At 69.9% G+C, this 16147-nt stretch carries 13 protein-coding genes; 3 read left to right on the top strand and 10 right to left on the bottom strand.

Going from position 1 to position 16147, the window contains the following annotated elements; all coding sequences use genetic code 11:
• Nucleotides 1-56 precede the first annotated feature (56 nt).
• From C0012_RS10580 to C0012_RS10605, 6 genes are all read right to left on the bottom strand, one after another.
• Nucleotides 57-3437: an SdrD B-like domain-containing protein gene (locus C0012_RS10580; protein WP_162621924.1), complete on the bottom strand. Its 3381-nt coding sequence runs from the start codon at nt 3435-3437 to the stop codon at nt 57-59.
• A 112-nt stretch (nt 3438-3549) separates the two neighbouring features.
• Nucleotides 3550-4194, bottom strand: coding sequence for a GntR family transcriptional regulator (locus tag C0012_RS10585; RefSeq protein ID WP_110589944.1), 645 nt, complete (start codon nt 4192-4194; stop codon nt 3550-3552).
• Nucleotides 4195-4527: 333 nt separating this feature from the next.
• The gene (locus C0012_RS10590; RefSeq protein WP_110589945.1) at nt 4528-5859 is read right to left on the bottom strand and encodes a dihydrolipoamide acetyltransferase family protein; all 1332 of its coding nucleotides are present in this window, start codon (nt 5857-5859) and stop codon (nt 4528-4530) included.
• A 20-nt stretch (nt 5860-5879) separates the two neighbouring features.
• Entirely contained in the window at nt 5880-6860 is a 981-nt protein-coding gene (locus tag C0012_RS10595; RefSeq protein ID WP_110589946.1) for an alpha-ketoacid dehydrogenase subunit beta, read from the bottom strand.
• Nucleotides 6857-7984: a thiamine pyrophosphate-dependent dehydrogenase E1 component subunit alpha gene (locus C0012_RS10600; protein ID WP_110589947.1), complete on the bottom strand. Its 1128-nt coding sequence runs from the start codon at nt 7982-7984 to the stop codon at nt 6857-6859. Before C0012_RS10600 ends, C0012_RS10595 begins: the two co-directional genes overlap by 4 nt.
• A gap of 87 nt (nt 7985-8071) precedes the next feature.
• Nucleotides 8072-9139: a histidinol-phosphate transaminase gene (locus tag C0012_RS10605; protein WP_110589948.1), complete on the bottom strand. Its 1068-nt coding sequence runs from the start codon at nt 9137-9139 to the stop codon at nt 8072-8074.
• Nucleotides 9140-9267: 128 nt separating this feature from the next.
• On the opposite strand from C0012_RS10605, the gene C0012_RS10610 reads away from it, so the two are divergent.
• Nucleotides 9268-9666, top strand: a complete 399-nt coding sequence (locus C0012_RS10610; protein ID WP_110589949.1) for a phage holin family protein — start codon at nt 9268-9270, stop codon at nt 9664-9666.
• A gap of 1 nt (nt 9667) precedes the next feature.
• Here C0012_RS10610 and C0012_RS10615 read toward each other — a convergent pair whose 3' ends face one another.
• Nucleotides 9668-11056 (bottom strand): hypothetical protein, encoded by a 1389-nt coding sequence (locus C0012_RS10615; RefSeq protein ID WP_110589950.1) that lies wholly within the window; start codon nt 11054-11056, stop codon nt 9668-9670.
• Nucleotides 11053-11310, bottom strand: coding sequence for a hypothetical protein (locus tag C0012_RS10620; RefSeq protein ID WP_110589951.1), 258 nt, complete (start codon nt 11308-11310; stop codon nt 11053-11055). Before C0012_RS10620 ends, C0012_RS10615 begins: the two co-directional genes overlap by 4 nt.
• Before the next feature lie 172 nt (nt 11311-11482).
• Here C0012_RS10620 and purB point away from each other — a divergent pair, with 172 nt between their 5' ends.
• Complete coding sequence (gene purB, locus C0012_RS10625; RefSeq protein ID WP_110589952.1) at nt 11483-12874, top strand: adenylosuccinate lyase; 1392 nt, start codon at nt 11483-11485, stop codon at nt 12872-12874.
• Between the two features lie 111 nt (nt 12875-12985).
• Here the strand turns inward: purB and C0012_RS10630 are convergent, their stop codons facing one another.
• A complete protein-coding gene (locus tag C0012_RS10630) occupies nt 12986-13891 on the bottom strand; it encodes a DMT family transporter (RefSeq protein WP_110589953.1) in 906 nt (301 codons plus the stop codon).
• Here C0012_RS10630 and C0012_RS10635 point away from each other — a divergent pair.
• Entirely contained in the window at nt 13890-15293 is a 1404-nt protein-coding gene (locus C0012_RS10635) for an aminotransferase-like domain-containing protein (RefSeq protein WP_110589954.1), read from the top strand. The two genes, C0012_RS10630 and C0012_RS10635, sit on opposite strands and share 2 nt — an antisense overlap.
• 22 nt (nt 15294-15315) lie before the next feature.
• Here the strand turns inward: C0012_RS10635 and C0012_RS10640 are convergent, their stop codons facing one another.
• Nucleotides 15316-16077 carry an FHA domain-containing protein gene (locus tag C0012_RS10640; RefSeq protein WP_232527884.1) on the bottom strand — a complete coding sequence of 254 codons (762 nt, stop codon included), beginning with the start codon at nt 16075-16077 and terminating at the stop codon, nt 15316-15318.
• Nucleotides 16078-16147 lie beyond the last annotated feature (70 nt).

Below are 16147 nucleotides of genomic sequence, written 5' to 3' on the forward strand. Positions count from 1 at the left end.
CGATTGCAGGAGTGAGGGGCGATGGCACGCGCCATCGCCCCTCTCCGTGCCGAGCGTCAGCCTCGCTGTCGGCGTCGCAGCGCCGCCAGCACGGCGCCCGCGAGGAGGAACAGGATCCCGGCCGCTCCGGCGGCGGCGAGAATCTCACCGTCCGCGCCCGTCGCGGCGAGGTCGCCCTCGTCCGGCACGAGGCCGGCGTCGATCGTGAGATCCTCGCCCTCCTCCGGCGTGACCTCGAAGACCGGCGTCACGCCAACCCGCGGATCATCCGTCAGATCCGCATTCGAATCCACCGCCGGATCGTCGCCGACTCCCGGGACCGTGAAATCGAAGCCCTTCGGAGCCGTGAACCGCACCTGATACTCCGCGCACTCCACGCCCTCGAACAGATAGGCCCCGTTCTCGTCGGTCACCGTCTCGGCGATGACGTTCCCGTCGCCGTCAAGCAACTCGACCACCACACCCTCGACGCCGGCCTCGCCCGCGTCCTGGATGCCGTCGCCGTCGTCGTCGCTCCACACCACATCGCCCACGGTGCACACCGGCGCGGCGGCGGGTTCGCCCTCGTCCGGCACGAGGCCGGCGTCGATCGTGAGATCCTCGCCCTCCTCTGGCGTGACCTCGAAGATCGGCGTCACGCCGACCCGCGGATCATCCGTCGGCTCCGCGTTCGAATCCACCGCCGGATCGTCGCCGACTCCCGGGACCGTGAAGTCGAAGCCCTCATTCGGGAGGGTGAAACGCACGCGGTAGGAACCGCATTCGACACCCTCGAACAGGTACGACCCGTCCGACGCGGTGACCGTCTCGGCGACAACGTTTCCGTCCTCGTCGAGAAGCTCGACGGTCACGTCGCCCGTGCCCTGCTCGCCCGCGTCCTGGACGCCGTCGCCGTCACCGTCGACCCACACGAAGTCGCCGATCGTGCACAGCTCCGCCTTCGGCAGGAGACCCGCATCGACCGTCGGATCGTCGTTCGGACGCTCGCCGCCCAACACGACGGGGGCCGTGATGCCGTTCTCGTCCGCGTCGGAATCGATCGCATCGTCCTCGCCCGCGTTCGGCGTCGTGAAGTCGCGACCCTCCGGATCGACGAACTGCACGGCGTACTCGCCACACTCCAGGCCCGCGAAGGAGTACGTCCCGTTCTCATCGGTGATCTGGGGCTCGACACCCTCCACCGGTTCGCCGTCGGCATCCAGCAGCGTCACGGTCACCCCGGGGACGGGAGGCTCGCCATCATCCTGGATCCCATTCCCGTTGCTGTCGAGCCACACGACATCACCCAGCGAGCAGACTGGCTGCTCGTCGGTGAACCCGAAATCGATCGAGTGGTCGTTCTCGCCGGGCGCGGGGCTCGTCACCGTCGCGGCCGCAGCAAACTCGACCTCGTCTCCGAGCGGAGCGACGACGCCATCGGAGTCGACCCCGGGGTTCTCGCCCGCGGCGGTCGCCGTCGGTCGATACCCCTCGAGCGGCCCACCGGCCAGGTAGTCCGCGGCGCGGTCCAGTCGGATCTCGTACTCGGTGTTCGGCGCCAATCCGTCGGCCGTCGCAAAGGAGTACGCGCCGTCGGCGTCGGTCTCCGTCCGCGCGACGAGCTCGCCGGCCGCATCGAACAGCGAGACCTGCACGCCCGAAACCGGCGGCTCGCCGCCGTCCTGGATGCCGTCGGCGTCGGTGTCGATCCAGACGCGATTGCCGATCTGCTGCGTCTTCTCGACCAGCACCTCGAGGTCGGCGAGCCCCGCCGCCTTGCTCCACGCAGAGGAGACGACGAGGGTGTCGAGCCGGTCGCCCGTCTCGGCGCTGTACGCGTGGATGCCGGCCTTCCATGCCTGATCGGCCGGATCCATCTGATTCGACAGGAAGTGCTCTGCTCCCGGCAGATACGCGATGCCGCCGAACGCAGCCTCGCTGTGGAATCCGGCCGCGCTGTCGTCGAGGTCACCGCCGCAGCCGAACTCGTATCCACCGTCACCCGCGCAGGCGAAGAGCACGTCTCCCGCACTGTCGTAGATACCCGATGCGCTCTCCCCCGGGGCGACCAGCATGTGCGCGCCCTGCGTTCCGCCGTACTGATCGGCGGCGCGGTCGCGGAAGCTCACGAGGAGGCGGCCGTCGACGTGCTCGACGATGTCGGCGATCAGCGGCTGCGGGAAGGTGAACTCGTCGCCACCGCCATGAGACGACGACAGCCGCTGGACGCAGTCGGCAGGCAGGTCATCCGCCCACGCCTGCCAGTCGGCGCGGTTGCACGCCCCGCCGTTGCTGTTCGGGGTGTGGTTCACGTCACGACCCGGGATCGTCGTCAGATCGCTCTGTCCGGCGACTCCGACGAAGGCCAGCTGGCCCTCGGCGTCCTGCGTGTACTCGAGGAGATACCCCTGCAGATCGCCGCCGCAGACCGCGCCGACGAAGACCGCGTCGCCGACCGTGCCGAGACCCATCGGCGCCCAGTCTGCGGCGCACCCCTGATCGGGAACCGCGAGCGTCTGCACGGGGGCCGGGTCCACGGCGTCCTGGACGGGGAACACCACGAGCGAGTCGGTGTTCATGTTGACGGTCGTGAGCCAGCGGCCATCGTCGCTGATGTCGACGTCGCCGAGCCCCTCGCGCCCGACCGCGGCGCGGAACGCGATGTCCTCCTGCTCGCCCATCGCGTGCGGGGTGTCTCCGGCGTCGGCCACGGTCGCGTAGAGCTCGACCGCACCCGTCGCGGGATCGACCCGGTGGATCGCCCCCGTGCCGGCGGCACTGTACGACGAGCCGCGCTTCGCGTGCGCCCCGAGGTACACCTCGCCCGCCGCCGGATCGATGCCGACGCCGTACGCGGCGCCGACCGTGCCCTCGGTCGTGAGCGTCTCGATCTCGGCGGAGAGGTCGTAGGGAACCGCGTACACCTCGGTGCCGCCGTCCGCTTCCCCAGACCGAATGCTCTCGGGGTGCACCGCGGAGTACACCGTCGCGTCGAGCCCGGTCACGGACTGACGATCGTCGAAGCCGACAGCGAGCTGCGCGCTCTGGCCACCGCTCAGGTCGACGAAACTCGTCGTCGGTGCCAGGGACGGATACTCGCCACCGTCTGCGAGCTGCGCATCGGTGTAGCGAGCATCGTCCGGATTGGCGACCTCCACGCGGTACTGTCCGCCGATGAGCGGGTTGCCCGCACCGGCCAGTTCTACGTACCCGTTCGCGTCGGTCTTTAGCGTGATGCTTTCGCCGTTCGCATCGGTGACCGCGACCTCGACGCCTTCGAGACCCGCGTCGGAGACGCTCTCCGCGCGGTCCCTGTCTGCGTCGACGACGACGCGAAGCGACAGCGCCCCATCGTCCGTCGCGGCCGAAGCCGCGTCACCGGTCATGATCGCATCGGTCACTGCAAGCGTCGACGCTGTGAGTGCGATCGCGGCGAGGCCCGCCGAGATCTTCCTCACGTGCATATGCTGGCTTTTCTGCCGTGGCATATATGCCCCCTTTGTTCGAAAGAACTTTGCCCTGTCCGACCAGCCCGTGTCAAGGCGCCCGGAGCGCGCCTGCGGAGCGCGATCACGCGACCGGGGCGTAGAGCCGACGCATCACCATCGCAGCGGAGCGCGCATCCCGTGCGGCGATCGCCCCCACGAGCCGCCGGGAGATCTCCTCGAGCGAGATGTCTGGGGAGGTTTTCGCCGCCCCGAGGAAGTACTCGATGGCAGGCGCCATGTCGCGAATGCGCGCATGATGCAGTGCGTTGGCATGAGCATGTGCGAACAGCTGCCCAAGCCGGAGCGCCGGCCCGGTGACCGCCTCGCTCCACCCGGCGCATTCGCCGATCTCACGCGCGAGCACTCGGGCGCGCTCGACGGCTTCTCCGCGCAGTGCAGGCACGCCCTTCTCTGCCGCGAACGCCATATCCCACGCGGCGGCTTCCCCCACCCACGCCACAAGGTCAGCGGTGATATCGGCGACGCGAGTGAATCGGCCGGGCTCTGCGACGACGACTCCGACGCGTTCGAGCCGGAGGATGGCCTCGCGCACGCTCGCCCGCGCGACTCCCTGCTCACGCGCGATCTCGGCCGAGCTGATCTGATCCCCTTGCCGGAGCCGTCCGCCCCGGATCCGTTCGACGAGCGCGTCGACGACCGAGTCGCTGACATGCGAACGCTCCGCGCGGTGCTGACGGCGGATGGGCGTGAGCCAGTGCTCAGTCATGGCCGACACCCGCCTTCAGCGCAGCACGCCACTCCTTCGACGGCGCAGGTGAATCTCTTGTTCCATACGGCCACTTCAACGGCCTCCCCTGCCCGAGTGCGCGATACTTCGACGGCATGCGAAAGCGCGCGCCGTCTCAGGCGTGGAGGCACCCTCGGGCTCAGGCGCCCCCACGCCTGTTCGCGCACCGACCTGCCAGGGTGCCAGGCGGTGCGCATGTCAGCGCGCCCGGCCGCGCGGGTATCGCGGCCGTATCGCGCTTGGCATCACCTTAAACCGCGCGGAGGCGAGGATCGCTCAGATCCGGGGGATATACCCCGCACGCCCCTCCGTTCAGTCCAGCAGCAGAGCGGGCTCCTCGAGCACAGCGGCGACATCCGCGACGAAGCGGCTGATCTTGTCGCCGTCGACGATGCGGTGGTCGAACGATCCCGACACCGTCGTCACCCACGCAGGGCGGACTTCGCCGTCGACGACCCAGGGCTTCTGCCGGATCGCCCCCATCGCGATGATGCCCGCCTCGCCCGGATTGAGGATTGGCGTCCCCGCGTCCATCCCGAACACACCGATGTTCGTGATCGTGATCGTGCCACCCGACAGATCTTCGGGCCGCGTCTTCCCGTCGCGCGCCGACACCGTCAGGTTCTGCAGCGCGAGCGCGAGCTCCCGGATCGAGAGATCGTGCGCGTCCTTGATGTTCGGCACGACAAGGCCGCGCGGCGTCGCAGCGGCGATGCCGAGATTCACATAGCCCTTCACCTGGATCTCGGCCCCGGCCTCTTTCTCGATCCATGCCGAGTTGATCTCGGGAGTGCGCTGCACGGCCCAGAGAACGGCACGCGCGTACACGAGCAGGGGCGAGACCTTGATGTCGGCGAACTGCGGCTGCTTCTTCAGACGCGCGACGAACTCCATCGTGCGCGTCGCGTCGACGTCGGTCCACACCGACACGTGCGGCGCCGTGTACGCCGAGCCGACCATGGCATTCGCCGTCGCCTTGCGCACGCCCTTGACAGGAACCGCCTCGTAGCGCGGGTCGGTCGTCCCCGCGGGCGCCGGGATCGTCCGCTCACGCTCGGTCGGCCACGCCGGCGTCGACAGATTGCGGAACACCGACGCCTGCTCGGCGTGCTTCACGACGTCGTCGCGCGTCACCTCGCCGGCGGGCCCCGTTCCCGAGACCTCCGCGAGCGTCACGTCGAGATCGCGCGCAAGCTTGCGCACGGGCGGCTTCGCGATCACGCCGACCGACGACTGCACGACGGTCTCGTGCGACTTCGGGGTGCGACGCGTCTTGGCCTCGGCACCGCTGCCGTACCCGACGAGAACCGCCGAGTCAGACGTATCGGCGGGCGCCTCCGGCGTCGCACCGCCCTCGGCGGAGGTATCGGCGGACGTCGCGCCACCCTCAGCAGCGGGCCGCGCGGATCCCGCCTGATCGACCGTGAGGATCGGGGCGCCGACGTCGACTGTGTCGCCCTCCGAGACGAGGAGCTCCCCCACCGTTCCCGCGAACGGAGACGGCAGCTCGACCACGCTCTTGGCGGTTTCGATATCGGCGATCGTGTCATTCACGGCGAGCTCGTCGCCGGGCTTCACGCGCCACTCGACGAGCTCGGCCTCGGTCAGGCCTTCACCGACGTCGGGAAGATGGAACGTCTCCATGGAAGATCCTCCGTTGTTGCCTAGTAAGCGAGCGTGCGGTCGACGGCTTCGAGCACGCGGTCGGCGTCGGGCAGGTAGATGCCCTCGAGCTTCGCCGGAGGGAAGGGCACGTCGTACCCCGACACGCGCATGATCGGCGCCTCGAGCGAGTAGAACGCGCGCTCCGCGACGGTCGCCGCGATCTCCCCGCCGACGCTGGTGTGGCCGGGTGCTTCCTGCGCCCAGACCATGCGACCCGTCGAGCGCACCGAATCGACGATCGGGCCGTAGTCGATGGGCGACAGCGAACGCAGGTCGATGACCTCGCAGCTCGTCCCCTCGCCCTCGGCGATCGCGGCCGCCTGCAGCAGCACCGCGACCATCGCCCCATGCCCGACGAGCGTGACATCGGATCCCTTCCGCACGACGCGCGACGCGTGCAGCGGCCCGGGGGACGCCTCGATCTCGACCTCACCCTTCTGCCAGTAACGGCTCTTGGGCTCCATGAAGATCACGGGATCGTTCGAGCGGATCGCGTCCTGGATCATCCAGTAGGCGTCGTTCGGCGTCGACGGGCTCACGACTCTCAGGCCGGCCGTGTGCGCGAAGTACGCCTCCGGGCTCTCCTGATGATGCTCGACGGCACCGATGTGACCGCCGTACGGAATGCGGATCACGACGGGCATCGGCAGGGATCCGTCGTGACGATTCGTGAGTTTCGCCAGCTGGGTCGTGATCTGGTCGAACGCGGGGAACACGAAACCGTCGAACTGGATCTCCACGACGGGACGGAACCCGCCCATCGCCAGGCCGATCGCCGTGCCCACGAGGCCCGACTCGGCGAGCGGGGTGTCGAGGACGCGTTTCTCGCCGAAGTCACGCTGCAGGTGCTCCGTCACGCGGAAGACGCCGCCGAGCTTTCCGATGTCCTCCCCCATGAGCATCACGCGCGGGTCGGCATCCATCGCGGCGCGCAGGCCAGCGTTCATCGCCTTCGCGAAGGTCATCGTCTCGCGGGTCATGCCGCACCTCCCTCGAACGACGCCTCGTACTCGGCGAGCCACTGCGCCTGCTGCTCCATGAGCGGATGAGGATCGGAGTACACGTTCGCGAACATGCTCTCGGGCGACGGCGCCTCGAAGTTCACGACCCGCGCGCGAGCGTCTGCCGCGAGCGCCTCACCCTCGGCCTCGACGTCGGCGAAGAACTCCGAACCTGCGCCGCGGTTCTCGAGGAACGCGCGCATCCGGGCGATCGGATCGCGACGGGCCCACGACTCCTCTTCATCCCGGCCGCGGTACTTCGTCGGGTCGTCGCTCGTCGTGTGGGCTCCCATGCGATAGGTGACGGCCTCGATCGCCCGCGGGCCGCCGCCCGCGCGCGCCTCCTCAAGGCTCATACGCGAGGCGGCATACGACGCGAGCACATCGTTGCCGTCGACGCGCACCGTCGGGATCCCGTAGCCCGCCGACCGGTCGGCGAGAGGCCCGCGCGACTGCGTCTCGACGGGAACCGAGATCGCCCACTGGTTGTTCTGCAGGAAGAACAGCTGCGGTGTGTTGTAGGACGCGGCGAACACCATCGCCTCGTGCACGTCGCCCTCGCTCGCGGCACCGTCGCCGTAGTAGACGACGACGGCCTCATCGGTCGACGCATCCCCCGTTCCGGCGCGACCGTCGAGGTTCAGCGCCATCGCGTAGCCGGTGGCGTGCAGCGTCTGCGTGCCGAGCACGAGCGTGTACAGGCGGGTGTTGCCGTTCTTCGGATCCGCCGGATCCCATCCGCCATGCGTCGTGCCCCGCATGAGCGCGAGGATGTCCACCGGGTCGACGCCGCGGATCTTCGCGACGACGTGCTCGCGGTACGACGGGAAGATCGTGTCCTGCGGGCGCGTCGCCCGCGCGGAGCCGACCTGCGCCGCTTCCTGCCCGAGAGACGGCGGCCACAGCGCGAGCTGCCCCTGGCGCTGCAGCATCGTCGCCTGCTGGTCGAATGCCCGGATCACCGCCATGTCGCGATACAGCTGCTCGAGCGCGGCATCGTCGAGGCCGTCGACGATCTCGCGATACGGCTCGGCGTCGGGAGTGGGTGCGAACGAACCATCAGGATCGAGGAAGCGCACAGCGGGAGTCTCTGCCGAAGTCACCGTTCCACGCTAGGCCCGTTCGTGCATGAGCGCGCGGTGACGCGCTCGACAACGGAATCCCGGATCCTGTGGCGAGGGTCTACAGGATCACCCGCGAAGCGAGCGCGCGACGTCGAGAACGCGGGGAAGGGACGCTTCCTCGCCGACCGAGATGCGAAGGCCGTCTTCGAAGGGGCGGACGATGAGGCCGGCGGCCTCGAATGCCGCCGCGACCTCCGGGCCGGAAGTCGGGAGCCAGACGAAGTTCGACTGCGACGCCGGCACGCTCCACCCCATCTCCCGCAGCCCCGCGATGAGTCGCTCCCGGCGCGCGACGAGCTCTGCGACGCGCGCGTCGATCTCGGCCCGCCGGTCGAGGCTCGCGAGTGCGGCGGCCTCGGCCTGCGCCGTGACCGAGAGGGGGATCTGCGTCGCCCGAGCGCCGTCGAGCACGCGCGCGTGGCCGATCGCGTATCCGACGCGCAGCGCGGCGAGCCCGTAGGCCTTGGAGAACGTGCGGAGCACGACGACGTTGGGGTGCTCATCGCGCACGCGCTCGGCCAGGCCGTCGACCGCGGAGTCGTCGGTGACGAACTCGGCGTACGCCTCGTCGAGCAGGATGAGCACATCGCTCGGCACCTTCTCGACGAAGTCCGCGAACTCGTCGCTCGTGACGATCGGGCCCGTCGGGTTGTTCGGGCTGCAGACGATCACGACGCGCGTGCGTTCCGTGATCGCCGCCGCCATCGCGTCGAGGTCGTGCCCGCCGTCGGCGCGGTTCGGCACCTGCACGCTCGCCGCACCGGCCACCAGCACGAGGCCGGGGTAGGCCTCGAACGACCGCCACGAATACAGCACCTCGTCGCCCGGAGCAGCCGCCGCCTGGATGAAGGCCGCGAGAAGCGAGACGCTTCCCGCACCGACCAGAACCTCGTCGGCATCGGCGCCGAAGCGCTCCCCCAGCGCCGCGCGCAGGCGGCCGGCCGTCGCGTCGGGATAGCGATTCAGCCCCGCGGCGGCGCTCACGGCATCGAGAACGCCGGGCAGCGGGTCGAAGGGGTTCTCGTTGCTCGACAGCTTGAACCCATCGGGCGCGGCGGGCTTTCCCTGCCGGTACGGAGGCAGGGCCGCGATCTCAGGACGGATTCGAGGCAGCACGGGATCAGAGGAGCTCACCCGATCGATCCTACGGCGGCGAGCGCGAACCGACGCCGCGGGTTCCGCGGCCGGTCGATCGCCGCGGGAACGCTGAACGGCCGCCGTGAAGGAGGCGCGCTCGCCTCCTGCGATGCGACACTCGACAGATGGGTTTCCTCATCCGATCGGTCGTCAACGGCTTCGCCCTCTGGGTGCTCTCCCTGATCCCGCTCCTGCAGATCACCGTCACGCCGTTCTCTCCCGGCCGCGATCTGCAGCTCGTCATCACCCTCGTCGCCCTCGGCGCGCTCTTCGGCCTCGTGAACTCGATCATCGGGACGGTCATCAAGATCGTCGCGTTCCCCCTGTTCCTCCTGACGCTGGGCCTCATCTCCCTCCTGCTCAACGGCGTGCTCCTGATCATCACGGCGTGGATCACCGACTTCTGGCACTGGGGCCTGAGCGTCGGCGACTTCTGGCCGGGCGTCCTCGCCGGCATCCTGCTGAGCGTCATCAACTGGGTCTTCGGCATCATCCTCCGCCCCCAGCGCAAGAAGCGCCGCTGACTCACGGCGCGCCTTTGTCGAGCAGCGGATCCGTCGCGATGCGGGGCGGCCGCTCCTCCGGCGCGGAGAAGAAGGTGCTCCGCACCGACGTCGCCTGGCCCAGCCGCGCGTAGTACTCACGCACAGCCTCGGCGCGCGAGTCACCCGATTCCTCGAAGATTCGGGCCGTCTCGGCGTACGAGCCGACGCGGTGCGCCTCGACGTCCCACTCGAGAAGGCCCGTGTCGCGCTTCTCGTGCGGGCGTCTGATCAGGAGGCTGCTGTCGGATCCGAGCCTCATCGGGGATCCGCCGTCGGCGAGCGCCACGACGGGATCGTCCTCGTGGGCGAGCGCAATCGACGTCACGTCGTCGCCGAGCGGCAGCCGCAGGGGCGCACCGATCGTCGTGACGTTCTGCACCGTGAAGTCGCTGTCCGTCGCGAGTCTCTGCGCGATCATGGCACCCTGCGAGAACCCCGTCGCGTCGACGATGTCGCCGGGTTCGGCGCCCGCCCTCTCGAGCGCCTCGAGCACGAACTCGTACCCCTCCGAATCGGCACCTCCGGTGTAGAGCGTGAGGTTGTTGCCCCAGTTGAACGGATCGCTCGTGTCCCAGGGCATCTCGCTCGATCCCGCGATATTGACGACGTAGCGCGTCTCGCCGGTGGGCATCGTGTAGGCGTCGACGCGGACCCGCGCGTTGTCGTCGAGGTTCCACAGCCCCTCGGAGTTCGGGATCCGGGTGATCGCCTCCGCGAGACCTGTCGGTGCCACGCCGCGGAAGGGACGGCTCTCGCGCATCGGCACGAAGCCCTCCGAGGATCCGGGGACGCGCCCCGCACGGCTCTTCGCACGGATCGGCTCGCCGAGGGACCCGGCCCCCATGCCGAGTGTGCGGCGAAGGCCCGAGACCGCCGCGAGCAGCACGGCCATCGCGGCGGCGCCCGGCAATCCGGCGCCCGACCAGTGCTCGGCGAGGTCGCGCCCCAGCATCACTCTCCACGCCGCCCAGAGTCGATCGGCACGCGCGCTCGCGGCGGGATTCGACTCGCGCAGCTCGTCGAGCCGGTCGCGCGCCGACGCGCCACCCGGGGCCACGGCGGCGGCGCCGTGCATCTCGAGCAGGGTGCGCAGCTCGATCGTCTCGTACATATCGGCCGCGAGCAGCAGTTCGGCGACGAGTTCGGCCGCCCCGTCACCGAACCAACGACAGCGATCCGCAGCGAGCCCCGGCCACGCCCAGACGACCGCGTGTTCGACGGGCAGCTGCGACTGCAGGAATCCCGATTGCTCGATGTGCTCGAGCGCCCGGCCTACCCTGTCGCACGCCCGACGGATCCGGCCCGCGACGATCCGCAGCTCCTCGGGATCGACCGCCACGATCGACCCCTGTGTCACGTCGAGCGTCACGACAGCGCCAGCGCGTTGCCGCGTTCGAGGAGGACGCGGGCCTCCTCGGCGCACTCGGACACGGCGTATCCGGCCTCGACGGCGAGATCTTCCGCGCGCTCACCGAATCGCCGCGCGGCGGCGGATTCCCAGGCCATGTCCGCGACCGCGGACGCCAACGCCTCTCGGGCCGCGCGCATCTCCTCGGATGCCGCGTCCATCTCGTCGCGCGCCTGCCACAGCAGCTGCGCCGCTTCGAAGTTCGTGATGCTCATATCCGCAGGATGCCGGGACGTCCGCGCCGACCGATCGGCCACGGCGACCGATCGTCAGATAACCCGCCGAGATCGCCTCCTGTGGACACGGTGAACGTGGCTCGGCCGGTGCGTGTCGCGGGCTCCGATTAGGCTGGTGGCACCTACTGCCCGCCTCGATCCGGAGGTGCCCATGACCACTCTTCCGACCCAGCCGCTGAGCCCGCTCGACGGTCGCTACCGCGACGCCGTCTCCCCCCTGTCGGAGTTCCTGTCCGAAGCGGGCCTCAACCGCGCCCGCGTCGAGGTCGAGGTCGAGTGGCTCATCCACCTGACCGACAGCAAGCTGTTCGGCACCGATCCGCTGCCGCTCGCGACGAAGGAGAAGCTGCGTCTCGCGTACCTCGACTTCGGTCAGGACGAGATCGACCAGCTCGCCGAGAGCGAGCGCGTCACGCGCCACGACGTCAAGGCGGTCGAGTACTTCGTGCGCGACCGGCTCGCCCAGCTCGGCCTCGAGCACCTCTCCGAGCTGACGCACTTCGCCTGCACGAGCGAAGACGTCAACTCGACGGCCTATGCGCTGACGATCAAGCGCGCGGTCGAGGACGCCTGGCTGCCCGCGTTCCGCGGCGTGATCGAGAAGCTGCGCGGCATCTCCCTGGAGCTCGCCGACGCCCCCATGCTGTCCCGCACGCACGGACAGCCCGCGACACCCACGACGATGGGCAAGGAGCTCGGCGTCTTCGTGTGGCGCCTGCAGCGCGTCCTCACCCGCATCGAGAGCACCGAGTACCTGGCGAAGTTCTCGGGCGCGACCGGCACCTGGTCGGCGCACCTCGCGGCGGAGCCGAAGGTGGCCTGGCCGAACATCACGCGCGAATTCGTCGAGGGATCGCTCGGCCTCACGTTCAACCCCCTCACCACGCAGATCGAATCGCACGACTGGCAGGTCGAGCTGTACGACCACGTCCGGCACGCGGGCGGCATCCTGCACAACCTCGCGCAGGACATCTGGACGTACATCTCGCTCGGCTACTTCACCCAGATCCCCGTCGCCGGCGCGACGGGCTCGTCGACGATGCCGCACAAGATCAACCCGATCAAGTTCGAGAACGCCGAGGCGAATCTCGAGATCGCCGGCGGCCTGTTCGCGACGCTCGGCCAGACGCTCGTGACCTCCCGCCTGCAGCGCGACCTCACCGACTCCACGACCCAGCGCAACATCGGCGTCGCCTTCGGGCACTCGCTCCTCGCGCTGACGAACCTCTCCGGCGGCCTCGACCAGATCGCGCTCGCGCGCGACGTGCTCCTCGACGACCTCGACGGCAACTGGGAGGTGCTGGCCGAGGCGATCCAGACGGTCATCCGCGCCGAGGTCGTCGCCGGCCGCTCGGACATCTCAGATCCGTACGCCCTCCTCAAGGAGCTCACGCGCGGCCACCGCATCGGCGCCGACGAGCTCGCCGAGTTCGTGAACGGACTCGATATCGGAGACGCGGCCAAGGAACGCCTCGTCGCTCTCACACCCGCGTCGTACATGGGCCTCGCCGAGAGCGTCGTCCGCTCGAAGCTCGGCAAGTAGACCGCACGGAGAAGGCGCCGACCCCTCGGGGCGGCGCCTTCTCCGTGCGCGACACGTGCGCGGGCAGGGCCGCTGCCTCGGGGATCCGCGGAGAACAGGCGCCTCCCGCCGTCACCTTCGCGAGCGGACGGCGAACGCCGCGCAGGCGATGACGGCGACGACGCCGACGGCGGTCTCCCACCGCAGCACCTCTCCGAGCAGAAGCGCCGCCCAGACGAGACTCATGACCGGCTGCGTCAGCTGCACCTGGCTCACGATCGACATGGGACCGATCGCGAGACCGCGATACCAGGCGAAGAAGCCGAGGAACATGCTCACCACGCCCAGGTAGGCGAATGCTCCCCAGGCCGCCGGGCTCGCCGTGATCGGCTCGGTCGCCGCCGATGCGGCCGACACGACGAGCATGACGGGCGCGCTCAGCACGAGCGCCCACGAGATCGTCTGCCACGCCCCCAGCTCGCGCGCGAGGAGGCCGCCCTCGGCGTAGCCGACGCCGGCCGCGACGACAGCGCCGAGCAGGAGGAGATCGGCCGACGCGAACGATCCGAATCCTCCGCCGTTCACCGCCGCGAACGCGACGGCCGCGACGGCGCCGAGGCCCGCCGCTATCCAGAACCGCGCTCCGGGGCGCTCCCTGCCTCGCAGGACCGCGATCACCGCCGTGGCCGCGGGCAGCAGCGCGATGACGACGGCGCCGTGACTCGCCTCAGTCGTTTCGAGCGCGTAGGAGGTGAGCAGCGGGAACCCGACGACGACGCCCGCCGCAACGACAGCGAGGCGCGGCCACAGGCGGCGCAGGGGCAGTCGCTGCCGAGTGAACGCCAGAGCGATCACGGCGAGCGCGGCCGCGACGACGGCTCGGGCGGATCCGAGGAAGGTCGCGGGAATGCCCGCCTCGACCGCGAACCGCGTGACGGGGAGGGTGAATGAGAACGCGACGACCCCGACGAATCCCCAGAGGACGCCGGGAGATATCACCCGCGTTCGAACGACAGTAGCGCTATCCTTGCTCTTCATGACTGACGATAGCAGTGGTCGCATCGCCGCGGCGCTTCGCGCGTGGATCGGCGACGCACCGCCCGGCTCACGCCTCCCGTCGACCCGCGCGCTCGTCACCGAGCACGGTGCGAGCCCCGTCACCGTACAGCGGGCGCTCACGCTCCTGCGGACCGAGGGCCTCGTCGAGACATCGCCCGGCGTCGGAACGTTCACGCGACGCCCCCGTGAGGCGCGCCCGAGTGACTTCTCGTGGCAGACCGGCGCCCTCGGCGCCCCTGCACGACGGATCCCGTCGTCGCCCGCCGCTCTGCGCTCATCTGGCGACGAGCCCTTCGCGCTGCACTCCGGCTATCCCGACGTCGAACTGCTGCCCGAACGCCTGGTCCGCGCAGCGTTCGGGCGCGCCGCACGCCACGACGCGGCGATGCGCCGCGCCCCCAGCGCCGGACTGCCCGAGCTGCGGGCCTGGTTCGCCTCCGAACTCGCGCAGGCGACGCCGCGGTCCGCGACCCCACCGACGGCGCGAGACGTGCTCGTGCTGCCGGGCACGCAGACGGGCCTCAGCACCGCGTTCCACGCGCTCGTCGGATCCGGCAGGCCGCTCATCGTGGAATCGCCCACCTACTGGGGCGCGATCGCCGCCGCCGAGCGCGTCGGTGTCGAGCTCGTGCCCGTGCCGTCGGGACCCGACGGGCCCGACATCGACGAACTGGCCCGCGCCTTCGCGCGCACGGGCGCCCGCGCCTTCTATGCGCACCCGAACTACGCGAACCCCACGGGGGCGCAATGGTCCCCCGCACTCGGCGATCAGGTGCTCGATCTCGTCGCTGCGCACGGCGCCTTCCTCATCGAGGACGACTGGGCGCACGACTTCGGCATCACGACCGATGCCACCCCGCTCGCCGCACGCGACGGCGACGGGCACGTGGTCTACCTGCGCTCCCTGACGAAGAGCGTCTCCCCCGCCGTGCGGGTCGCGGGCCTCATCGCTCGCGGTCCGGCCCGCGACCGGATCCTCGCCGAGACGCAGGCCGAATCGATGTACGTCAGCCCCGTGCTGCAGCACGTCGCGCTCGACGTCGTCACGCGGCCCGGATGGGGCACCCATGTCCGCGGGCTGCGCGCGGCCCTCCGAGCACGGCGCGACGCCCTCGTCGACGCTCTCGCAGCGCATGCCCCGCAGGCGCACCTCGCCTCGCCTCCGCCGGGAGGCCTCAATCTGTGGCTGCGCCTGCCCGACGGCGCCGACGCGCGCCACATCGCCGCGTCATGCGAGCGTCGCGGCCTGCTCATCGCCCCGGGCGACGAATGGTTCCCGGCCGAACCGCCCGGCCCGCACGTGCGCCTCAACTTCTCGGGTCCCGCCCCCGACCGCTTCGCCGATGCCATGCGGATCCTCGGGAGCGTCCTCGCCGACTGAGAGGATCTGCGCGACGTGGTTCTCAGTCGACCTCGCCCGCGTCGAGCAGCGGGAGGTCGACGCGGCCGACGAGCTGCGACGACACCGCGTACTCGACCAGGCGCGCACGACGGTTCATCGCGAGCTTGCCGGGGCCACCACGGAGCCCCTGGACGCCCATGCGGTCGAGCTTGTCGCAGACGTTGTCGAGCTTGCGATTGAACTTGCTCATCGACCAGCCGAGGCGTTCTGCCGCGGCCGCAGACGACGGCAGATCGCTGACCGAGACACCCTCGCGGCGCAGCATGGGTTCGGCGAGAGCGACGATGAGCTGCTTCTGCGAGGGCGTGAACCGCACGGGCATGACGGTCGTGTCGCCGGAGATCGACTCCTGCACCTGATTCGACACCGCATACAGGGCCGCCGGTGCATGCACGCCGAGTTCGTAGGTCGTCGGTCCCGCGGTGAAGACGACGACGCTGTCCTCGAAGACGACGGGCAGGCGTGCGCCGGGCTGGAGCCACGACTGCACGGCGCCGCCCGCACTCGAGATCGTCGCCGACAGGCGGGATCCGATGTTCGACACCCACCACATGCCCTCGGCATACGACAACTCGAGGAACACTCGGTGCAGATAGGGGTTCTCATCGACGACGAGATCGGCATCGCGCCCGATCGTGAACGTCTCGCCCGGGGCGACGTCGAATATCTCCCCGGCGAAGTCGATCTTGACGGGAGCCGGTCGCCGCAACGCGCCCTCGTCCGGACGGACGGTGTCGATCTGGATCTCGCCTGTGTCGCCCATGCTCTCCCTCGTTCTCCAGCATTGTGCCAAATGTGAACGCGGTACAGGAGACCGGCACCGTGCTTCGGCG

The sequence above is a fragment of the Microbacterium suaedae genome, assembly GCF_003254645.1.
Taxonomy (GTDB): Bacteria; Actinomycetota; Actinomycetes; order Actinomycetales; family Microbacteriaceae; genus Microbacterium; species Microbacterium suaedae.